Annotated in this window: 19 protein-coding genes; 13 read left to right on the forward strand and 6 right to left on the reverse strand. The window is 70.7% G+C overall.

Annotation, left to right across the window (positions count from 1 at the left end; all coding sequences use genetic code 11):
* Positions 1-79: 79 nt before the first annotated feature.
* Genes AB0J16_RS47020 through AB0J16_RS47035 form a run of 4 tightly spaced genes read left to right on the forward strand, consistent with a single transcriptional unit; the run spans position 80 to position 4,533 of the window.
* Entirely contained in the window at positions 80-1,279 is a 1,200-nt protein-coding gene (locus AB0J16_RS47020) for a Gfo/Idh/MocA family oxidoreductase (protein ID WP_358552386.1), read from the forward strand.
* 44 nt (positions 1,280-1,323) lie between these two features.
* Positions 1,324-2,415: a Gfo/Idh/MocA family oxidoreductase gene (locus tag AB0J16_RS47025; protein WP_358552388.1), complete on the forward strand. Its 1,092-nt coding sequence runs from the start codon at positions 1,324-1,326 to the stop codon at positions 2,413-2,415.
* Between the two features lie 5 nt (positions 2,416-2,420).
* Complete coding sequence (locus AB0J16_RS47030) at positions 2,421-2,837, forward strand: gluconate 2-dehydrogenase subunit 3 family protein (RefSeq protein ID WP_358552390.1); 417 nt, start codon at positions 2,421-2,423, stop codon at positions 2,835-2,837.
* A gap of 43 nt (positions 2,838-2,880) precedes the next feature.
* Positions 2,881-4,533, forward strand: a complete 1,653-nt coding sequence (locus AB0J16_RS47035; protein WP_358552392.1) for a GMC family oxidoreductase — start codon at positions 2,881-2,883, stop codon at positions 4,531-4,533.
* 42 nt (positions 4,534-4,575) lie between these two features.
* On the opposite strand, the gene AB0J16_RS47040 is transcribed toward AB0J16_RS47035, so the two are convergent.
* Positions 4,576-5,508: an NADP-dependent oxidoreductase gene (locus tag AB0J16_RS47040; RefSeq protein WP_358552394.1), complete on the reverse strand. Its 933-nt coding sequence runs from the start codon at positions 5,506-5,508 to the stop codon at positions 4,576-4,578.
* Between the two features lie 428 nt (positions 5,509-5,936).
* On the opposite strand from AB0J16_RS47040, the gene AB0J16_RS47045 reads away from it, so the two are divergent.
* The 8 genes from AB0J16_RS47045 (at position 5,937) to dmpG (ending at position 15,187) form a co-directional block, all read left to right on the forward strand.
* A complete protein-coding gene (locus tag AB0J16_RS47045; protein WP_358552396.1) occupies positions 5,937-7,493 on the forward strand; it encodes an ABC transporter substrate-binding protein in 1,557 nt (518 codons plus the stop codon).
* 33 nt (positions 7,494-7,526) lie between these two features.
* The gene (locus AB0J16_RS47050) at positions 7,527-8,474 is read left to right on the forward strand and encodes an ABC transporter permease (protein WP_358552398.1); all 948 of its coding nucleotides are present in this window, start codon (positions 7,527-7,529) and stop codon (positions 8,472-8,474) included.
* A gap of 32 nt (positions 8,475-8,506) precedes the next feature.
* A complete protein-coding gene (locus AB0J16_RS47055) occupies positions 8,507-9,373 on the forward strand; it encodes an ABC transporter permease (RefSeq protein ID WP_358552400.1) in 867 nt (288 codons plus the stop codon).
* Positions 9,370-11,466: an ABC transporter ATP-binding protein gene (locus tag AB0J16_RS47060; protein WP_358552402.1), complete on the forward strand. Its 2,097-nt coding sequence runs from the start codon at positions 9,370-9,372 to the stop codon at positions 11,464-11,466. The genes AB0J16_RS47055 and AB0J16_RS47060 overlap by 4 nt, the downstream gene beginning before the upstream one ends.
* Before the next feature lie 26 nt (positions 11,467-11,492).
* Complete coding sequence (locus AB0J16_RS47065) at positions 11,493-12,383, forward strand: sugar phosphate isomerase/epimerase (RefSeq protein ID WP_358552404.1); 891 nt, start codon at positions 11,493-11,495, stop codon at positions 12,381-12,383.
* 97 nt (positions 12,384-12,480) lie between these two features.
* On the forward strand, positions 12,481-13,275 hold the full coding sequence (locus tag AB0J16_RS47070) for a 2-keto-4-pentenoate hydratase (RefSeq protein WP_358552406.1): 795 nt from the start codon (positions 12,481-12,483) through the stop codon (positions 13,273-13,275).
* Complete coding sequence (locus AB0J16_RS47075) at positions 13,272-14,168, forward strand: acetaldehyde dehydrogenase (acetylating) (RefSeq protein WP_358552408.1); 897 nt, start codon at positions 13,272-13,274, stop codon at positions 14,166-14,168. Before AB0J16_RS47070 ends, AB0J16_RS47075 begins: the two co-directional genes overlap by 4 nt.
* A complete protein-coding gene (dmpG, locus tag AB0J16_RS47080; RefSeq protein WP_358552410.1) occupies positions 14,165-15,187 on the forward strand; it encodes a 4-hydroxy-2-oxovalerate aldolase in 1,023 nt (340 codons plus the stop codon). Before AB0J16_RS47075 ends, dmpG begins: the two co-directional genes overlap by 4 nt.
* A gap of 119 nt (positions 15,188-15,306) precedes the next feature.
* Here dmpG and AB0J16_RS47085 read toward each other — a convergent pair whose 3' ends face one another.
* Positions 15,307-16,101, reverse strand: coding sequence for an IclR family transcriptional regulator (locus AB0J16_RS47085; protein WP_358552412.1), 795 nt, complete (start codon positions 16,099-16,101; stop codon positions 15,307-15,309).
* Between the two features lie 117 nt (positions 16,102-16,218).
* On the opposite strand from AB0J16_RS47085, the gene AB0J16_RS47090 reads away from it, so the two are divergent.
* Positions 16,219-17,049 (forward strand): alpha/beta fold hydrolase, encoded by an 831-nt coding sequence (locus AB0J16_RS47090; protein WP_358552414.1) that lies wholly within the window; start codon positions 16,219-16,221, stop codon positions 17,047-17,049.
* Between the two features lie 32 nt (positions 17,050-17,081).
* Here AB0J16_RS47090 and AB0J16_RS47095 read toward each other — a convergent pair whose 3' ends face one another.
* From AB0J16_RS47095 to AB0J16_RS47110, 4 genes are all read right to left on the reverse strand, one after another.
* Positions 17,082-17,930: an IclR family transcriptional regulator gene (locus AB0J16_RS47095; RefSeq protein ID WP_358552416.1), complete on the reverse strand. Its 849-nt coding sequence runs from the start codon at positions 17,928-17,930 to the stop codon at positions 17,082-17,084.
* A 173-nt stretch (positions 17,931-18,103) separates the two neighbouring features.
* A complete protein-coding gene (locus AB0J16_RS47100) occupies positions 18,104-18,445 on the reverse strand; it encodes a universal stress protein (protein ID WP_358552418.1) in 342 nt (113 codons plus the stop codon).
* Entirely contained in the window at positions 18,357-18,656 is a 300-nt protein-coding gene (locus tag AB0J16_RS47105) for a universal stress protein (protein WP_358552420.1), read from the reverse strand. Before AB0J16_RS47105 ends, AB0J16_RS47100 begins: the two co-directional genes overlap by 89 nt.
* 261 nt (positions 18,657-18,917) lie before the next feature.
* The gene (locus AB0J16_RS47110; protein ID WP_358552422.1) at positions 18,918-20,429 is read right to left on the reverse strand and encodes a wax ester/triacylglycerol synthase family O-acyltransferase; all 1,512 of its coding nucleotides are present in this window, start codon (positions 20,427-20,429) and stop codon (positions 18,918-18,920) included.
* Positions 20,430-20,535 lie beyond the last annotated feature (106 nt).

A 20,535-nucleotide genomic window follows, 5' to 3' on the forward strand; every position in this document is an offset into this window, starting at 1 on the left:
ACTAAAGACGGCATCTTGTGGCTGTCAATGGCCTCAATCATGCTCTTATACGGCAATACATCTGTCCGGAGGTCTGAACGTGGCGCATCCGCATATCCAAGCCGTGATCGTCGGCGCCGGCTTCATCGGTTCGGTACACGCGGCGGCCGTGCGCGGCGTCGGCGCGACCGTGCGCGGCGTGGTCGGCTCCACTCCGAGCCGTTCGGCCGCGCTCGCCGACGAATGGAACGTCCCGGCGCGCTATTCGGACCTGGCGGCCGTACTCGCCGATGACGCGGTCGACGTGGTGCACATCTGCACGCCGAACGCGCTGCACGCCGACCAGGCGGTGGCGGCGTTGCGGGCCGGCAAGCACGTGATCTGCGAGAAGCCGATCGCGACGTCGCTCGCCGACGCCGAGCGGCTCGCCGCGGTGTCCGCCGAGACCGGCCGGACGCTCGCCGTCCCGTACGTCTACCGCTACCACCCGCTGGTACGCGAGATCCGGGCCCGCCGGATGAGCGGCGACTTCGGCGCCTGGCAGCTCCTGCACGGCAGCTACCTGCAGGACTGGATGCTCGACACCGGCACCACGAACTGGCGCGTCGACGCCGCGCGGGGCGGGCCCTCCCGCGCCTTCGCCGACGTCGGATCGCACTGGTGCGACCTCGTCGAGTGGGTGGCCGGGGTGCGGTTCCACGAGGTGACGGCCCGGCTCGGCGTCACCATCCCGGCACGCCCGGCGGGCAGCGGCGACACTTTCAGTGCGAATGGTCCGGACAGTGGAACGAGCAGTCCGGACGGTCCGGAGAGCGGGACGTACGGAGCGGCAGCGGATGGACTGCGGCCGGTCTCGACCGAGGACGTCGCCGCCGTCCTGCTGCGGACGGCCGACGGGGTCCTGGGCTCGCTGACGGTGTCGCAGGTCTCCGCCGGCCGCAAGAACCGCCTCTGGTTCGAACTCGACGGCGCGGACGGCAGCGCCGTCTTCGATCAGGAGAACCCCGAGTCGGTGTGGCTCGGCGACGCCGACGGCGCCCGGCTGCTCCTACGGGACCCGGGCCGGGGATCGGCCGAGCAGCGCCGCCTGGCCACGCTTCCGCCGGGACACTCCCAGGGGTACGGCGACTGCTTCCGCGCCTTCGTCGACGACGCCTACTCGGCCATGGCCGGCCACCAGGTGGAGGGACTGCCGACGGCCGCCGACGGTGTCCGCTCGGCGCACCTGATCGACGCGGTGCTGCGGGCCAACGACAGCCTCGCCTGGACCGTGGTCGAGCAGGCCCCAGCACGCATGTGAGACAGCCCTCGCGATTGAATCCCCTAAGGAAGGACAGCGAAGACATGGCGACACACCACCGCATCGGCATCCTCGGCAGCGGCAACATCTTCAGCCGGTACGTCACCGGCATGGCCCGCTACCCGGAGCTCGAGATCGTCCGCGTCGGCGACATCGACGTCGACCGGGCCAAGCGGGCCGCCGGCGAGCACGGCATCCCGGGGTGGGGGGACGCCGACGAGCTCTACGGCGACGACTCGATCGACATCGTGGTGAACCTGACCCCGCCGGCGCACCACGCGAGCACCATCATGCGGGCGCTCGACGCCGGCAAGCACGTCTACGTCGAGAAGCCGATCGCCACGACCGTCGCCGACGCGAAGACGGTGCTGGCGGCGGCCGCGGCCAGCGGGCGCGTTCTGGGCTCGGCCCCGGACACCTTCCTCGGCAGCGCCAGCCAGACCGCGCGCAAGGCGCTCGACGACGGGCTGATCGGCGAGCCCATCGGCGCGTCGGCGTTCATCCGGCACAGCAAGGCCGAGACCTGGCATCCGGATCCGCGCTTCCTCTTCCAGGCCGGCGGCGGCCCGGTGCTGGACATGGGCCCGTACTACCTCGCCATACTGGTGAACCTGCTCGGCCCCATCAGGTCCGTGGCGGGGGCCGCCCGCATCGGCGCCCCGGTACGCACGGTGACCGCGCCGGACCGGGCCGTGGACCACATCGACGTCGAGGTGGCCACCCACGCCTCAGGCGTCCTCGTCTTCGATTCCGGGGTCATCGGCACGACGCTGATGAGCTTCGACGTCTGGGACAGCGATCTGCCCGCCATCGAGATCTACGGCACCGAAGGCACGCTGTCGGTGCCCAACCCCAACCACTTCGACGGCGACGTCCGGGTGCGGCGGCACGGCGAGGCGGACTGGACCGTCCTTTCGCCGGTGGTGGAGTTGTTCGGCGCGGTCGGCACCAAGGAGCAGGCTCGCCGGGGGCTCGGCGTACGGGATCTGGCCGACGCTATCGAGGGCGGCCCGCACCGCGCCAACGCCGCGTTCGCCTTCCACGTGCTCGAGGCGCTCTCCGCGATCGACGGGGCCGCGCAGGTCGTCACCTTGGAGAGCACGTGTGAACGTCCGGCGGGCCGCTTCGAGAGCTGACCGTGATGGCGAACCTGACCGCTTCACAGGTGGCGACCCTGAGCGCGGTCGTCGACACGATCGTCCCCGCCGATGAGCATCCGGGCGGCGTCGAGGCCGGCGTCCTCGACTACCTCGAGGGGCAGTTCGGGCGCGACCTGGCGGGTCTGCGCGCGTACTACGGCGCCGGCCTCGACGCCCTCGACGCCGAGGCCGGCCAGACGTACGGCGCGCGGTTCGACCTCCTCGAACCCGACCGGCGGGAGGCTTTGCTGCGCGCCGTCGAAGCCGGGCAGACGCGCACGCCATGGCCGTTCGACGCGCCGACGTTCGTCAGCACGATGGTGGAGCACGTCATGGAGGGCTTCTACGGTGATCCGGGCAATGGTGGCAACCGCGACGCCGTCTCATGGCGGATGATCGGGTTCGAGGTGAGCGACTGATGCCGGCGGTCGCGGTGCTGATCGGGTTCGAGGTGAGCGACTGATGCGGGAAGACGCCGGGCGGGGCGAGCGGGTGGACGCGGTGGTGATCGGGTCGGGCGCCGGGGGCGGGGTGGCCGCCGCGGTCCTCGCCCAGGCGGGCAAGCGGGTGCTCGTCCTGGAGCGCGGTCGCGACCTCACCTACGAGCAGATCGGCCGCGACCACCTGCGCAATCACCGGATCGCCCGCTATCCGCACCGCTCCGGACCGGACCTAGAGGGGAGCCCGCGCGTCGCCGTCGACATGATGGGCCGCGAGCATCTGGTACGGGCACACGAGCCGGGCTTCCACGGCAACGCCACGCTGGTCGGCGGCGGCACCCGGCTCTACGGGGCCCAGGCGTGGCGCTTCCTGCCGGCCGACTTCACGATGGCCGGCACGTACGGCGTCCCCGCGGGCAGCAGCCTCGCCGACTGGCCCATCGGCTACGACGACCTGGCACCTTATTACGAGCGCGCCGAATGGGAGATCGGGGTGTGCGGCGACCACGCGGCGAGCAGCCGGCACTGGACGCGCGCGAAGGCGTACCCGATGCCCCCGCTTCCCGAGGGCCTACAGGCCAGGGCGCTGCGGCGCGGCGCGGCCGCCCTCGGCTGGGACGTGCTACCGATCCCCCTGCTGATCAACTCGGTGCCGTACGCCGGGCGGGCCGCCTGCACCCGCTGCCAGCACTGCGTCGGCTTCGCCTGCCCGGTGGACGCCAAGAACGGCTCGCACAACACCGTCCTGCGTCGCGCCCTCGCCACCGGCCACGCCCGGCTGCGGCCGGAGGCCGTCGCCGAACGCGTCATCTGCGATGCCGCCGGCCGCGTCACCGGCGTCCGCTGGGTGGACCGCTCGGGGGCACGTCACGTGGTCGAGGCCGAGGTGGTGGTCTGCGCCGCCGGCGCGATCGAGACCGCCCGGCTGCTGCAGAACTCACCGACCCGGCGCGAGCCGTACGGGCTGGGCAACAACCACGATCAGGTGGGGCGGCATCTGCAGGGCCATGCCTACGTGTGGGCGCTGGCCGAGATGGACGAGCCCGTGCACGACGGACGCGGCCCCGGGGTCTCGGTCGCGACGCTCGACTTCGCGCATCACAACGACGGGGTCGTCGGCGGGGCGATGCTCGCGGACGAGTTCACGGTGCTGCCCATCGCCTTCTGGGCGCGGAACCTGCCGCCGGACCTGCCCCGCTGGGGCGCGCTCAACAAGCGGTACATGCGTGACAACTACCGCCGCGTCATGCGTGTGGGGGGACCTGTCCAGGAGATCCCCAGCCCGCACGCGCGCACCCGGCTCGACCGGCACGTACGCGACCGCTGGGGCATCCCCGTCGCCCGCCTGTCCGGCACGACTCATCCCGAGACCCTGCGGACCGCCTCCCACCTGCGGGAACGGGCCGGCGAATGGCTCGTCGCCGCGGGCGCGCGCCGGACGTGGAGCGGACCGGTGCCCTTGGCGTTGCACGGCGGACAGCATCAGTCGGGTACGTGCCGGATGGGCGACGACGAGCGGACGTCGGTCGTGGACCGGTGGGGCCGGGTCCACGGCCATGACAACCTCTACGTCGTCGACGCCTCGGTGCACGTCACCAACGGCGGCGTCAACCCGGTCCTGACGATCATGGCTCTGGCCTTCCGCGCGACCGAACGACTCTGCGCGGAGTGGTGAGCACGACTGTCAACGAGCCGCCGACGAAAGCGTAGGTGAGGCTCAGCGACGCCCGGCGACGTCGAGCACGACCTTGCCGGACACGTGACCGGACTCCACCAACGCCAGCGCCTCAGCCGCCTCGGCCAGCGGAAACACCCGGCCAACGCACGGATCCAGCTTCCCGGCGGCCACGAGCTCGGCCAAGGCCGGCAGCGTCCCCGTACCACCGGTCCGCTTCAGCGGGCGCGCGCCGAAGCGGGCGGCGATCTTCTCGTCGGCCACCGTGGTCACCCGCGTCCGCTCGCTGATCACACCGGCGACCCCGAGCAGCGCGTCACCGCCGACCAGGTCGAGCACGGCGTCGGCGCCCGCCGGAAGCAGGTCGCGGAGCCGGTCGGCGACGTCGTCGCGGTCGTAGGCCATCGCCGTGGCGCCGAGGGACTGGAGAAAGGCGCGCTTCGCCGCGCTCGCGGTGCCCACGACGGCGACTCCGTCCATGGCCGCGAGCTGGACCGCGATCGTGCCCACTCCCCCACCGGCGCCCAGGATCAGCAGCCTCCGCCCTGGGGCCAGGCCGAGCTCGGCGAGACTCTCATAGGCGGTGCCCGCCGCGATCGGCAGCGCCGCCGCGTCCGTGAACGACAGCCCGTCCGGCATGCGCGCCGCCTTTGCCGCAGGCAGTAGCGCCAGCTCGGCGTACCCGCCGCTGCCGCCGACCGTACTGCCGAAGACCCGGTCACCGGCGGCGAGGCCGACGACTCCGGGGCCGGTCCGCACCACGGTCCCCGCGACCTCGCGGCCGAGGGTCGCGGGCAGCCGCAGCGGCAGGAAGGCACGGTGCATGCCCTCACGGACCTTCCAGTCCACCGGGTTGACGCCGGCCGCGCGCACCTCGACGAGCACCTCGCCGTCGCCCGGTTCGGGCGCGGGGACGTCCAGGAAACGCTGGACGTCCGGGCCGCCGTACTCGATGAACGCGTATGTCAGGGGCATGAGCCCGGAGGCTACCCGGCTCCGGCCGACCGGCGTGGCGCCCCGTCTCGGTCAGTGAACCGGTGAGCCGGGCCGGGGGCCACGAATGGGCTGTTCCGGTGAGCGAACCGGTGCGGGGGTACGTCGGAATCCTCCGGTCCTAGGGTGTGAGGCCACCACCTGAAGGACGGTGACGCGACGGTGCGAATGCCTGGCGATCACGCTGCCGACACCCGTTCGGCATCTGGTGATCATCTCGGCCGTCCTCGGCTACGGATGGTGTGGCCGTACCGAAAACGCTCCCTTTATGACGGGAACAAAACTAAAAGCGGCGGGTTGTGCCTGCCTGAGTCGCGAACCATGCTCCTCGCCAGGGGACAAATCGGGCCGACTGTACAATTCCCGACACCCCGGCATACCCACCCCCCAGAACGTCTCGAGGAGTATCGATGTCAGTGACGAATTGGCGCCGCCGGCTCACAGCAAGCGCCGCCGGCGCGGCGCTGCTCGCGTCCGCCGCGTGCAGCGCCGCCACCCAGGGCGCCCCGGGGAACTCCGCGTCCGCCGGCCCGGTGAGCCAGGGCGGCAACCTGGTCGTCGGGCAGACCACCGAAGCCGAGCCGGGCTCCTTCCTCAAGACCTCCTTCGGCAACATCCTGTGGGAGTACGCCGTCTTCGAGACGCTGACCCTCATCGATACCAAGACCGGGCAGCCCAACGGCGTCCTGGCCAAGTCGTGGACCCTGGCTCCCGACGGCAAGAGCATGGACATCAAGCTCCGCGACGACGTGACCTTCCACAGCGGCCGCAAGCTGACCGCGGCCGACGTCACCTTCGCCATCGAGAAGGTCCAGGACCCGAAGACCGGGGCGGCCAACCAGTCGATCGCCGCGCAGATCTCCGAGATGAAGGCCAAGGGCGACTACGAGCTGACGCTCACCTTCAAGCAGCCGCTGCCGAACATCTTCGACCTCTTCGAGACAATGCCGATCCCGAACAAGGACGCCTACGCCGACTACGCGGCCGGCACCAAGGTGGACGGCACCGGGCGCTTCGAGTGGAAGTCGTGGACGCCGGGCGGCAAGCTCCAGCTCAGCAAGTACGCCAAGTACCGCGATGTCCAGAACACCCGCCTGGACAGCATCGAGGTCAACCTCATCAAGGACCCGACGGCGATGGTCGCGGCCATCCGCAGCGGCCGGGTCCAGTACGGCGTCGGCCTGGCCGGGCTGGACGCGAGAAGCCTGAGCCAGCAGCCGGGCTTCTCCCTCGTGTCCTCCGGCGGCGCGGCGATCCCGCTCGGATTCGACGTGACCAAGCCGCCGTTCGACAACAAGGCCGTGCGCCAGGCGATCCACTACGCGATCGACCGCGACCGCATCGTGCAGCAGGTCGAAGGCGGGCAGGCCCAGGCGACCAACCTGCCGTGGCGGGCCTCCACGATCGGCTATGACGCCGCGCAGACCAAGCAGTACACCTACCAGCCGGACAAGGCCAAGCAGATGCTGGCCGCGGCGGGTGTGAAGGCGGGCACCTCGTTCGAGGTGACCATGCTGAACACGCCCGAGGCCACCGGAGTCTTCCAGATCGTCAAGAACAACCTGGCCGCCGTCGGGCTGGAGGCCAAGCCGGTCATCGCCACGGCCGACTATGACGCCAAGGTCGCGGCCAAGGACATGGGCACGCCCGCCTTCCTGATGATGAACAGCAACGGCCTCTCCCCGGCCAGCGCCGTCGTGAGCCGCCCGGAGCTGCTGGCGGACGAGAACGTCTCGCACTTCAAGAGCCCCGAGTACACCAAGCTCGTGAAGGCGGTCACCACCGCCAGCACCACGCCCGACCAGCAGAAGGCGCTCCACGACTACAGCGCCTACTTCGCCGACCAGGCGTTCGTGCTCCCGCTGATCACCCGCCCCACCCTCACGGTGCGCTCCAACGCCCTGAACGGCCTCGCGCCGACCCAGATGGGCTTCCTCGACATCAGCCGGGCCTGGCTGTCCAAGTAATCGACCTATAGACCGACTGGCGGTATCGAGACGATGGTCCGGTTCCTGATACGCAAGATCCCATCGCTGGTGTTCGTGCTCTTCGCGAGCTCGATCGTCGCCTTCGCCCTGCCTCGCCTGGCACCGGGGGATGTCGCCGTCACCCTCGCCGGCACGGATCCGACCGCGGCCACCATCGCCGCGATCCGGGAGCAGCTGGGGCTGGACCGGCCCCTCGTGCTCCAGTACTGGGACTGGATCGCCGGGCTCCTCCAGGGCGACCTCGGAGAGTCCTACCTCCTGCACCGCAGCGTCGCGAGCCTGATCGGCGACCGGCTCAAGAGCACCGTGGAGCTGTCGGTGTTCGCGACGCTGCTGGTCATCCTGGGTGGAACGCTCCTGGGGGTCCTGGTCGGCTCGGCCAGACGCCGCTGGGCGCGGGCCGGCCTCGACCTGATCAACAGCTTCTTCGTCGCCATCCCGTCGTTCCTCACCGGGCTGGGGCTGATCCTCGTCTTCGGCGTACTGAACCGCTGGCTGCCCGTCAGCGGCGAGGTCAGCTTCGTCGACGATCCAGTGATCGGCTTCCAGTTCCTGATCCTGCCGGCGATCGCGCTGGCCCTGCCCTCGGCGGCGGTCGTCGCCCGCCTGTTGCAGGCGGAGATGCTCGCCGCCAAGAACGAGGACTACGTCGACCTGGCCCTGAGCAAGGGCGCGTCGGCCGCACGGATCACCGTCCGGCACGTGCTGCGCAACAGCGTGGGCACGGCGGTCGTCGCCGTCGGGCTCCAGGTGGGCAACCTGCTGGCCGGCGCGGTCATCATCGAGGCGATCTTCAACCGCAACGGCCTCGGCCAGCTGGCCGTCTCCAGCGTGCAGACCCGCGACTTCACCGTGCTGCAGGTACTGATCCTCGCCATCGTCTTCGTGGCGGTGATCTGTCAGATCCTCACCGAGGTCGTCCTGGCGGCCCTCGACCCGCGCATCAAACTGGGAGAGTAGGGATGGCAGACCTTCCCCTGACATCTGGCCCCTTGGCAACCTCCGACGCGGCGCCGCCACAGGCCCGCCGGCGGCTGAACCCGACCCTGGCTCGCTACCTGTCCGCCTTCCGTACGCCGAAGGGCGTGGTCGGGCTGTCGATGCTCCTCCTCCTGGGACTGGCCGCGCTGCTCGCGCCCGTGCTGTTCCCGGGGGGCTACGACCAGCAGGGCCCGCAGTCGCTGACCGGGATGTCGGGCGCGCACATCTTCGGCGTCGACGAGTTCGGCCGGGACATCTTCGTCCGCAGCGTCTACGGCCTGCGCATCGACCTGAGCCTCATCCTCACCGCGGTGCCCCTCAGCATGGCGATCGGCACGCTGCTCGGTCTGACCGGCGCGATCTCCGAACGCCTGGGCGCCGCCGTGCAGCGACTGCTCGACGTGATCATCGGCTTCCCCGGCCTGATCCTGGGGATCTGCCTGGTCGCCATCCTCCAGCCGGGCTGGCCGGCGCTCTTCCTGACGATCCTGATCAGCGGCCTGCCCACCGCCGGGCGACTGGCCCGCGGCGCGTGGCTGAGCCAGCAGAGCAGGGAGTACGTCCTGGCCGCCCGGGTGATCGGCGTCTCGCGCTGGCAGCTGCTCGTACGCCACGTCCTGCCGAACGCGATGGACGCGATCGTCGTCAACGGCGCCGTCTGGATGGTCGTCGGCGTCTACATCGAGGCCGGGCTGAGCATCGTCGGCCTCGGCGTGCAGCCGCCGACGCCCTCGCTCGGCGTGCTGCTGAACAACGGCCTGCGCTTCGTCACCCAGGCGCCGACGTACATCATCGGCCCCGCCCTGCTCCTTCTCCTGCTCGCGATCGGCTTCAGCCTGCTGTCCGACGCGCTCAACGAGGCGGTGAACCGCCGATGACCTCCCCCAACACCACCGAGTCACCGCTGCCGACTTCCAAGGGCGTGCCGCTCCTGCGGGTCGAGGGCCTGCGTACGGAGTTCCGCCTGAAGAAGGGCGGCGTCAAGGCCGTCAACGACGTCAGCTTCGACATCTACCCGGGCGACGTGCTGGGCATCGTCGGCGAGTCCGGCTCCGGCAAGTCGGTCACGGCGCGCTCCATCATGCGCATGCTCCGCCCGCCGGGCGAGGTCGTCGCCGGCTCCATCCGCTTCGACGGCGAGGACCTGCTCACGCTGCCCGAACGCGAGATGCGGCGGCGGCGCGGCAGCAAGGTGGCGATGGTCTTCCAGGACCCGCAGTCCGCGCTCAACCCCGTCATGAAGGTGGGCGACCAGATCGTCGAGGCCATGACGGTCCACGGCGTCGACAAGCGGGCGGCGCGCGAGCGCGCGATCGAGCTCCTGGAGCAGGTCGGCATCCCCGACGTCCAGACGAAGATCGACCACTATCCGCACCAGTTCTCCGGCGGCATGCGCCAGCGCGTCGTCATCGCGATCGCCCTGGCCAACGACCCCGCGCTGCTGGTCGCGGACGAGCCGACCACGGCTCTGGACGTCACCATCCAGGCGCAGATCCTGCGCCTGCTGGCCAGGCTCCGCACCGAGCTGGGCATCGCCATCGCGATCATCACCCACGACATGGGCGTGGTGGCCGAGCTCTGCACGGACGTCGTGGTCATGTACGGCGGCCGCACGGTCGAGAAGGGCACCGTCGAGCAGGTCTTCGAGCGTCCGCGCCATCCCTACACCGCGGCGTTGCTGGCGGCCATGCCCCGCCTCGACGACGACCGGATCGGCCAGCCGCTGCCCGCCATCCCGGGAGCGCCGCCCGACCCCGCCGCGCCGCCACCCGGCTGCCCGTTCGCCCCTCGGTGCCGTTTCACCGAGGAAGCCTGCGAGCAGGAGCCACCGGCGTTGCTCCAGATCGGTGACGCCGGTCAGGCGGCGGCCTGCTTCGTCGCCCAGCGGGCCGTCGACATCTCGGTCCACGATCCCGGCCCCGCTGTCCCCACCGTCACCGTACAGACCGAGCAGGTCGCTCCCCCTGTGGCCACGGCGGTGCTGGAGGTACGGGACCAGAAGGTCGACGTCGGATCCCGGCGGCGCGGACTGTTCCACCGCGAACCACCCGTGTACGCGGTCGACTCGGTAAGCCTGACGGTGCACCAGGGCCGCACGCTCGGGCTCGTGGGCGAAAGCGGCTGCGGCAAGTCGACGCTGTCGCGCAGCATCGTCGGCATCAACCAGGTCGCCGACGGTTCGATCCTCATCGACGGCGCCGACGTGAGCGCGCTGGGCGAGGAGAATCTGGGCCGGGTCCGTTCCTCGGTGCAGTACCTCTTCCAGGATCCGTACGCGTCACTGAACCCGCGCCGCACCATCCGGCAGTCGCTGGCCGAGGCGCTCGCGTTCAGAGGGATCGGCCGGCGGGAGCGCGAGGACGAGGCACGATCGCTGATGACGCAGGTCGGGCTCCGCCCCGAGTACCTCGACCGCTACCCCCACGCGTTCTCCGGCGGCCAGCGCCAGCGCATCGGCATCGCCCGCGCGCTGGCCCGGCAGCCGCGCGCGCTCATCCTCGACGAGCCGGTCTCCGCGCTGGACATGTCGATCCAGGCGCAGATCATCAACCTGCTGGAGAAGCTGCAGAACGAACTCGGGCTCGGCTACCTGTTCATCGCCCACGACCTGTCGGTCGTACGTCACCTCAGCGACACCGTCGCGGTGATGTACCTCGGCCGGATCGTGGAGCACGGCGACGCCGCCGACGTCTACGGCAACCCGCAGCACCCCTACACCGCCGCCCTGCTGTCGTCGTCGCCCGTCCCCACGGTCTCGGCGCGCTCGCGCGAGCGCATCGTGCTGCCCGGTGATCTGCCCAGCCCGGCGAACCCGCCCTCCGGCTGCCGGTTCCGTACCAGGTGCCCGATCGGCCCGCTGGCGAATCCGGAGCGGACGATCTGTACCGAGGTCGACCCCCAGCTCACCCTCACGGCCACCGGCCAGCGGGCCGCCTGCCACTTCGCCGGCGAACTAGCCCCCAAATCCTGACCCCCCATCTATTGAAAGGAAGCCATATGTCCGGCACACCGAAGATCGCGCTCAACCCGATCCAATGGATGGCCAGCGACGACGGATGGCTGGACCCGTCCCTCGCGCCCGAGCCGAAGCAGCGGCTGTCCCTGATCAAGCAGGCCGGATTCGACGTCGTCATGGCGGAGGTCCCGGCCGGCTGGACCGTGGAGCAGTACCAGGCGCTCCTGGACGAGACCGGCCTGACGCTCGCTCCCGGCTACTTCGTCTGCCGCTCGGACGGGAGGGACGGCACCGAGGACGACGTCGTGGCCGGCGCCGCCGAGACCGCCCGCCAGCATGCCCGGCTCGGCATGACCGAGATCGGCCTGGGCATGGGCATGGGCAAGGACAAGCCGCGGGTGGCGCACCCCGCGCAGGCGTACGACGCCGACGACGCCCGCGTCGAGGCGGTGACGGCGCTGATCGGGCGGATCGCCGACGCCATGGCCGCCGAGGGCGTCCGGCCGTCGCTGCACCCGCACGTCGGCACCTGGATCGAGACCGAGGAGGAGGGCCGGGCGGTGCTCGACGCCATTCCGGCCTCCCGGCTCGGCTTCCTGCCCGACACGGGGCACCTGGCGTGGGCCGGCGCCGACGTCGGCCGGTTCGTGAAGGACTACGCCGAGCGGATCCCGTTCGTGCACGTGAAGGACTGCCGGCTCAGCGTCGCCGCCGAAGGTCGCGAGAAGGACTGGGGTTACCAGCAGACCGTCCTCGCCGGGCTGTGGGTCGAACCCGGCCGGGGCGAGCTCGACCTGCCCGGCATCATCGCCAACCTGCCCGGCGACTTCGACGGGTGGCTGATGGTCGAGGTGGACCGTCCCGACATCGCCGACCCCTACGAGAGCGCGCAGGTGTCGGCCCGCTGGATGCACAGCGCGTTCCCCTCGTAGACCCAGCCCCCTCGTAGACCCAGCGCCGGCGCGGCCCCCTTCCGGCCGCGTCGGCACTCCCGAACGACCCATGTCAAGAACTGCGAGAGGAGCGATTGTGGAGCCAGGCTCCGTGGAGAAGGCCGCCGCCGATCTGCTGGCGGCGTACCGTACCGGCGACCCGATCCAGCCACTTACCACCACTTATCCGGAGCTGTCGGTGGCGGACGCGTACGCCGTCCAGCGCCACCAGATCGACGCCCTGGTCGCGGACGGCGCGGTCGTCAAAGGTCACAAGGTCGGCCTGACCTCGGCGGCGATGCGCCGCCAGCTCGGCGTGGACCAGCCCGACTACGGACACCTGCTGGACTCCATGTTCCACCTGGACGGCGCCCCGATCGACACCCGCCGCTTCCTGCAGCCGCGGATCGAGCCGGAGATCGCCTTCGTGCTCAAGCGTCCACTGTCCGGGCCCGGGGTGACCACGGCCGAGGCCGTCGCGGCGGTGGACTTCCTGCTGCCCGCGCTGGAGATCATCGACTCCCGGATCGCGGACTGGCGGATCACCCTGGCCGACACCATCGCCGACAACGCCTCCAGCGGCGGCGTGGTGCTCGGCACCCGCCCGATCCGGCTGGAGACCGTGGACCTCGCGCTGGCCGGCTGCCTGCTGCACCGCAACGGCGACCTGGTCCAGACCGGGGCGGGCGGCGCCGTGCTCGGTTCTCCGCTCAACGCGCTGGTCTGGCTGGCCAACACCCTCGGCGAGCAGGGTGTCGCCCTGGAGGCGGGACACGTCGTCCTGCCCGGATCGATCACCGTGGCCATCCCGGTCACCGCCGGGGACATCGTCAGCGCCACCTTCGCCGGGATCGGCACCGTGACCGCCCGTTTCCAGGAGGAGATCGCTTGACCAGGCTGAGCGCCGCCATCGTCGGCCCCGGGAACATCGGCACCGACCTGCTGGTCAAGCTGCTGCGCAGCGAAGCGATCGACGTGCACTCCATGGTCGGGGTGGACCCGGCCTCCGACGGCCTGGCCCGCGCCCGCGCCCTCGGCGTCGAGGCGTCCGCGGGCGGCGTGGACTGGCTCCTGGCCCAGGACCGGCTGCCGGACCTGGTCTTCGAGGCCACCTCTGCCAAGGCGCATCTGGCCAATGCCCCGCGCTACGCCGAGGCCGGGATCAAGGCCATCGACCTGACGCCCGCCGCCGCCGGACCGTTCGTGTGCCCGCCGGTGAACCTGGCCGGTCTGTCGGACGTGCCCAACCTCAACATGATCACGTGTGGCGGGCAGGCCACGATCCCGATCGTGCACGCGGTCTCCAGCGTGGTGCCGGTGCCGTACGCCGAGATCGTCGCCTCGATCGCCTCCCGCTCGGCCGGGCCGGGCACCCGGGCCAACATCGACGAGTTCACCCAGACCACCGCCCGCGCCATCGAGCAGGTCGGCGGCGCGGACCGCGGTAAGGCGATCATCATCCTCAACCCGGTCGACCCGCCGATGATCATGCGGGACACCGTGTTCTGCGCGATCCCCGCCGACGCCGACACCGGCGCCATCGCCGCCTCGATCCACGCGATGGTGGCCGACGTCGCCGCGTACGTGCCCGGATACGCCCTGCGCGCCGATCCCCAGTTCGACGGCCCGCGCGAGGTCTGGAACGGTCATGCCCGCGTGGCCGTGTTCCTGGAGGTCCGCGGCAACGGCGACTACCTGCCGCCGTGGGCCGGCAACCTCGACATCATGACCGCCGCGGCCGCCCGCGTGGGCGAGCAGCTCGCGCTCGGAAAGGTCTCCGCGTGACCGACAAGATCAGAATCACTGACTCCACCCTGCGTGACGGCAGCCACGCGATGGCCCACCGCTTCACCGAGGAGCAGGTACGTGGTGTCGTCCACGCCCTGGACCAGGCCGGGGTAGAGGTGATCGAGGTCACGCACGGTGACGGTCTCGGCGGCTCGTCCTTCAACTACGGGTTCTCTCTTGAGGACGACATCAAATTGGTCGCCGCCGCGGTGGACGAGGCGGTCTCCGCCGAGATCGCCGTACTGCTGCTGCCCGGCCTCGGCACGGTGGAGGACCTCAAGCAGGCGCACGGCGCGGGCGCGTCGGTGGCCAGGATCGCCACCCACTGCACCGAGGCGGACGTCTCCCTCCAGCACTTCGCCGCCGCTCGCGACCTGGGCATGGAGACCGTCGGCTTCCTCATGTTGTCGCACCGCATCGGCCCGGCCGAGCTGGCCAGGCAGGCGCGGATCATGGTCGACGGCGGCGCCCAGTGCGTCTACGTGGTGGACTCCGCCGGCGCCCTCGTGCTCGGCGAGGCGCAGGCGCGCGTCAGCGCGCTGGTCGCCGAGATCGGCCAGGAGGCGCAGGTCGGCTTCCACGGCCACCAGAACCTGTCCCTCGGCGTGGCCAACTCGGTCCTGGCCGCCCAGAACGGCGCCCGCCAGATCGACGGCGCTTTGTGCGCGCTCGGCGCCGGGGCGGGCAACGCGCCCACCGAGGTGCTGGTCGCCACCTTCGAACGGCTCGGCGTCCCGACCGGCGTGGACGTCCAAGGCGCGCTCGCCGCCGCCGAGGACGTGGTCAAGCCGTTCCTGCCGCGCCTGCCGTTCGCCGACCGTTCCGCGATCACCCAGGGGTACGCCGGGGTGTACTCCAGTTTCCTGCTGCACGCCGAACGGGCCGCGCTGAGGTACGGCGTGCCCGCGCACGAGATCCTGCAGCGGGTCGGCGAGGCGGGGTATGTCGGCGGGCAGGAGGACATGATCATCGACGTGGCCCTCCAACTCGCCGCCGACCGGGACCGCGTCGCCTGAGCTCTTCTGAAGCAGGGCCGGGCCGGGACCGCGTCACTCTTCGGAGGCGGGCCGGGTCCGCCTCCGGAGACGGGCCGAGGCCGCGTCGCCTGAGCCTCGGGAGACGCGCTTCGGCCAGGTCATGTCCGGCGGTCGATGGCCAGGGAGATGCCCGCGGCGGTCGAGCGGAGTTCGGGCAGCAGCCGCCTGGTCACCAGGCGCGCAAGCGGGGCCGCGGCCGACACCGACGCGACGACCGTTCCGTCGGCGCGCGCGACGGGCACCGCCATGCTGCCGAACCCCAGCAGGATCTCCTCCGTCTCGACCGCGTACCCGCGTTCCCGGACCACTTCAAGCTGCCGCCGCAGGTCTTCTACGGACCCGACCGTCCGTGGCGTCAGGGACGGCCAGCCGGTCAGCGCGAGGCGGCGGAGCCGCTCCTCCCTGTCGGGGCACGTCGCGAGCAGCACCTTCCCCGTCGCCGTGCACGACGCGGGCAGTCGCCCGCCGACCAGGGAGTGCGTATGGACGTTCGCCTCACCCGCGACCTTCTCCACGTACAGCACATGACCGCCGTCGAGGACCGCCAGGTGGATGGTCGCCCGGGTGGCGGCGAACAGGTCGGTGAGCAGGGGCCGGGCCACGCGACGCAGCACCGCCGCCACCGGCACCCGCTGCCCCAGCTCGAACACCCGCATGCCGAGCTGGTAGACGTCCCCTCTGCGTTCGAGCAGCCCCCATTGCACCAGTTCCTGCGCGAGCCGGTACGCCGACGCCTTCGGCACCCCTGAGCGCCGGCTGAGCTCGCTGAGCCGGAGCTCGAAGGCCCCCGACTCGAAGGCGCCGAGCAGGAGCTGGGCCTTGCCGAGAACCGAGTTGGGATAGTCCGCGTCATCGCCGGAGCCGGACGCCTCAGCGAACATCTGTGACGACATCGGGACTCCTTCACGCCGGTCCGGCCACCGGTCCCCTCCGGTAGTGATCGCCGATGCGCCCGGCAAGACTCCGGATGGGAAAGCCAACCTTACCTCCGGCCGACATAAGAGGATGTTTTGGACATTACGCCGCCCCTTCGATTCGGGTACGCCGACTCGCCGTTCGGCCAGCTGCACTACGCCGAGCAGGGCGCGGGCCGCCCTCTCCTGCTGCTGCATCAGACCCCGAGATCCTGGGACGAGTTCCGGGAGTTGATCCCCCTCCTGGCGCCGCACCGGCGCGTCATCGCCATGGACATGGTCGGTTTCGGGGCCAGCGCGAAGGCCCCGGCGCCCCACACCATCGAACTCTTCGCGGCCGGCGCGCTGGCCCTGCTGGACGCCCTGGGCATCGAGTACGCCGACGTCCTGGGCCACCACACCGGCGGCGTGGTGGCCGTCGAGCTGGCGGCGTCCGCGCCGGAGCGGGTCGGGCTGCTCGTCCTGTCGTCGACCCCGTGGACCGACTCCCGATTCCGCCGGTCCCACGCGGACGGTCCGGGGGTGGACGAGGCCGCGCACTCCCCCGGCGGCGACCATCTGCTCACGCTCTGGCGGCTGCGGCAGCCGTACTATCCCGACCCGGCCACGAGCCTGCTCGACCGGTTCGTGCACGACGCCCTGGCGCCCGGGGTCGATCCCGCGGAGGGGCATCGGGCGTGCGCGCGCTACTACATGGAGGACAAGATCGGCTCGGTCAAGACGTCCGTGCTGCTGCTGGGCGCCGCGGCGGACCCGTTCGCGCTGCCGGCCATGGCTCCGCTCCGGGAGAACCTCACCGGGGCGCCGAGCGTGACGTCGGCCGTGGTCGACGGCGGCATGGTCCCGCTCATGGAGCACAAAGCCGCGGAAGTGGCCGAGATCGTGACGATGTTCCTGACGGAAATCCCGATCGAAAGCGCCTTGTAGACGTTCCTGATGGGCTGGCCGGTCGGGGGGTGTCAGCTTCTGCCGCCGTCGGCGACCATGATCGACTTCGTGATGCGCCTGCTCACCATGCTCAGCAGCCCCACGTACTTGTTGACGTCGGCGCGGAAGGTCGGCGCCGTCACCGACAGCGCCGCGACCACCGTTCCGGTGGCGCCGGTGAGCGGGATGGCCACGCTGAGATAGCCGACGCGGGTCTGCTCCCGCTCGATGGCGTACCCGACCTTGCGCGCCTGCTGGATCTCCTGGGCGAGCAACTTGGGCGCGGTGATCGTACGGGGGGTCACGCGCGCCAGCGAGGTGGCCACGACATCGCTGAAGAGCGCCCCAGGGCCGAAGGCGATCAGGGCCTTGCCGGTCGCCGTGCAGTGCAGCGGCATGCGTCCGGCGATGCGCGACGGCTTGGACACCTGACCGTGACCGGACACCTTCTCCAGGTAGATCACTTCCAGCCCGTCCAACACCGCCAGATGGATGGTTTCGCCCGTCGCCTGGTAGAGGTCCTCCATGAACGGCCGCGCCGCGTCGCGCAGGATCCGCTGGCGCGGCACGCGCTGCCCGATCTCGAACAGGCGCATGCCCAGCCAGTATTCGGAGCCGCGCCGCTCCAGCAGGCCCCATTGCAGCAGTTCCTGGGCCAACCGGTGGACCGACGCCTTGGCGACGCCGGTGCGGCGGACGATCTCGGACAGGCCCAGACTCTCGTCATCCGGGCCGAACGCCTCGAGGATCAGCCGTACCTTGCCCAGCACGCTGTTCGCCGAGCCGTCGGGCTCGGCCGGGTAGGCGATCGCCACCAGCTGGGGTTCACCGTCGGCATCGGGGGCGGGGAGGCGAGACGACGACGGATAGATAAGGGACATTGAGTGATAATCAGGCCAATGTCCGGTTTCGTTCAACGGTCCTGTTCCGGTGAGCGAGACAGCCCCGCGTAATTCTTCTGCTCAGCGCCGGTTTCGAAGCACCTGTCCACCCCGAGGATTCCGGCGGCCGCCGGGCTTTGGTTGCGGGTCGACTTCCCGTCGGCACAGGGCCTCTATGCGCGCACCACCGCCACCGGGCAACGGGTGTGGTGCAGGACGCCGCGACTGACCGAGCCGAGCAGCAGCGCGCTCACCGTGCCGTGGCCGTGCGAGCCCACCACCAGCAGATCGGCTCCGGCGGACGCGTCGGTGAGCGCTTCCACCGGCAGCGCCGGCCGAACGTCCTCAACAACCGTCACCTGCGGGCAACCCCCCGTGAACATTCCCACCCGATCACGGACGATCTGCTGCTGCGCGCCACGAACCTCATCCATCTCGTACGGCACCCCCGGCGCGAACGCATGCACCGGCAACTGCCAGGCATGCACCACCCTCAACCTCAGGCTGACGCTCATGAGCCAGCGCCAGCGCCTCACGCAGAATCCGATGCCCCTCCCGCAACAACGCGTCAGGCACCGCGGCATTGGGGAACCTGCCGATCTGATACGGCGAACGGTCCACGGCATGCACGATCCGCAACGACTCCCCCATCCGCAGAGCGTCATTGACCGCCCACTCCACCGCGGCCCGCGCGGTCATCGAGCCATCCACCCCAACGACGATCATGATTTCCCTCCTCCGTCACCTCTCCATCCCACCCGCTCACACAGCCTCGGTGCAGGGCCGGAAGTCCGTCAGGCAAGAGCCGAAGGACCCTGTTCGCCCCAGTAACGAGTGAGCGCCAAGGACGCACCGTTCGTCCGGGAGATCACCGAGCATGGGGTGGCCGCCTTCCCCTCGACCGTCGCCTTGCTGCGCGAGTCGCGGCGGCGCGGTTGACGTACCGCTGTGGTGTCGGCGAGCAGGAACTGCCGCGCGGTGATCTCGTCAGCGGGGCTTTGTCGTAGCCGGACGCAGAGGCGCCTTCGTGCCAGTCGATGGACGCTTGGCCACCCTTCGTGGCCGGGCACCCTTGGAACGCAGCGGCGTGACCACCGCCAGGGCGGGGTTTGGGCGGCAAGCGAGGCTCAGCGCTTGAAGTTCGTTCTCGATGGTGCGGGCGAACGGCTCGACCTCGGGCGCGCTGTCGTAGTCGCCGGTGACACCGAAAGCGATCTGATCACCGTACGTGCAGATCGACACGCCGGTACGCAGCCGCAAGGCGATCGGTACGTACGGGAGGATCTCCAACACCCGCCGGCCGAGCAAGTACAGCGGCTCGCGCGGCCCGCGCACGTTGGTGGTGACCGTGACGATGTGGCGCTGCGGCAGGTGGGCGGCCAGCCGCAACCCCCAGGAGATGGGCAAGAACGGCTCGTGCCCCGCCAGCGCGGCCATCGCCTCCTCCACCTGGGCCTGTCTGCTCGCCTTCAATTCGGCGAGGTGCTCGTGCACGACGCGCAGCCGCTCGACCGGGTCGGCCACGTGCACCGGCAGGAACGCCGGCATCAGCGAAACCCGGTTCTCATATCCGCCCTCCTCGCCGCGGGCACGTCCCGACACCGGGACCAGCGAACGCGCCGCGCGCGCGTGCGGCTCCTCGCCGCGCTGGAGCAGCAGGTAGCGGAAACCGCCGCTGATCGCGGACAGTGCCACGTCGTTGACGGTGACGTCCGCCCGGTGGGCGATCTTCCTGACATCGGTCAGCGACGCGCGGGCCACGGCGTAACGCCGGTACGCACTGATCGGGCCGGTCAGGGTGGAGGCGTTCGCGGGCCACAGCGCACCGGTCAGAGCGATCAGACCACGCGCGGTGTCCGCGACACGCCGGATGGTGGCGTGTGGTGCGGCCAGCGCCCGGCCGATCATGCGTGCCTGTTCGAGCGGACTGAGGAGCAGGTCGCGCAGCGCGCCAGCGGCCAGGCTCAGAGTGGACGGCTCGGGGCCTGGAGTCCACACGTCCTGCGGTGGCTCCGCCCCGCCTGCGGGCGACTTGTCGAAGATCGCCTGATTGGGGTACGTGCCGGACATCCCGTCAGCCAGACAAGGGTGCACCTTCGACAACAGCGCCCACCGGCCGCCGGACAAGCCTTCGATCACCCAGTACTCCCACAAGGGCCGGGCTCGATCGAGTCGCTGCGACATGATGTCGCCGATCCGCTCGTGGAGCACCGGATCGTCCCCCGGTGGGGCAAGGGCCACCCGCCGGACGTGATAGGTCAGATCGAACGCGGGGTCGTCCACCCAGACCGGCGAGCCAAGGTCGAACGGCACCTGGCGGGCCTTCTGACGATAGCGCGGCATCAGCCGAAGCCTGGTTCCCATGGCCGTGAGGAACTCCTCCTTGGCGGGCGCCGGTCCTTCGAAGACGGCGATCGATGCAGTCGCAATGGACACCTCGGGTTCCTCGTCTTCGAGATCCAGGAATACCGCATCCAGCGGGCTCATGTGATCGGCCATGACCGTCTCCACCTCCGCGTGCGTCGATGTGCCCCCAGCGTCGTCCCGTGCCGGCGCGGCGGCCAGGGCACAAGGTCCCCGGGCGCTCGCCGTTGTGCCCGATCCG

Source organism: Nonomuraea sp. NPDC049750, from assembly GCF_040659625.1.
GTDB lineage: Bacteria > Actinomycetota > Actinomycetes > Streptosporangiales > Streptosporangiaceae > Nonomuraea.

What these genes read in the sequence shown, in the direction of transcription:
- AB0J16_RS47025 (WP_358552388.1), top strand. Translation starts at nt 1,324, where the DNA reads ATGGCGACACACCACCGCATCGGCATCCTCGGCAGCGGCAACATCTTC.
- AB0J16_RS47030 (WP_358552390.1), top strand. Translation starts at nt 2,421, where the DNA reads ATGGCGAACCTGACCGCTTCACAGGTGGCGACCCTGAGCGCGGTCGTC.
- AB0J16_RS47035 (WP_358552392.1), top strand. Translation starts at nt 2,881, where the DNA reads ATGCGGGAAGACGCCGGGCGGGGCGAGCGGGTGGACGCGGTGGTGATC.
- AB0J16_RS47040 (WP_358552394.1), bottom strand. Translation starts at nt 5,508, where the DNA reads ATGCCCCTGACATACGCGTTCATCGAGTACGGCGGCCCGGACGTCCAG.
- AB0J16_RS47045 (WP_358552396.1), top strand. Translation starts at nt 5,937, where the DNA reads ATGTCAGTGACGAATTGGCGCCGCCGGCTCACAGCAAGCGCCGCCGGC.
- AB0J16_RS47050 (WP_358552398.1), top strand. Translation starts at nt 7,527, where the DNA reads ATGGTCCGGTTCCTGATACGCAAGATCCCATCGCTGGTGTTCGTGCTC.
- AB0J16_RS47060 (WP_358552402.1), top strand. Translation starts at nt 9,370, where the DNA reads ATGACCTCCCCCAACACCACCGAGTCACCGCTGCCGACTTCCAAGGGC.
- AB0J16_RS47065 (WP_358552404.1), top strand. Translation starts at nt 11,493, where the DNA reads ATGTCCGGCACACCGAAGATCGCGCTCAACCCGATCCAATGGATGGCC.
- AB0J16_RS47085 (WP_358552412.1), bottom strand. Translation starts at nt 16,101, where the DNA reads ATGTCGTCACAGATGTTCGCTGAGGCGTCCGGCTCCGGCGATGACGCG.
- AB0J16_RS47095 (WP_358552416.1), bottom strand. Translation starts at nt 17,930, where the DNA reads ATGTCCCTTATCTATCCGTCGTCGTCTCGCCTCCCCGCCCCCGATGCC.
- AB0J16_RS47100 (WP_358552418.1), bottom strand. Translation starts at nt 18,445, where the DNA reads ATGAGCGTCAGCCTGAGGTTGAGGGTGGTGCATGCCTGGCAGTTGCCG.
- AB0J16_RS47105 (WP_358552420.1), bottom strand. Translation starts at nt 18,656, where the DNA reads ATGATCGTCGTTGGGGTGGATGGCTCGATGACCGCGCGGGCCGCGGTG.
- AB0J16_RS47110 (WP_358552422.1), bottom strand. Translation starts at nt 20,429, where the DNA reads ATGGCCGATCACATGAGCCCGCTGGATGCGGTATTCCTGGATCTCGAA.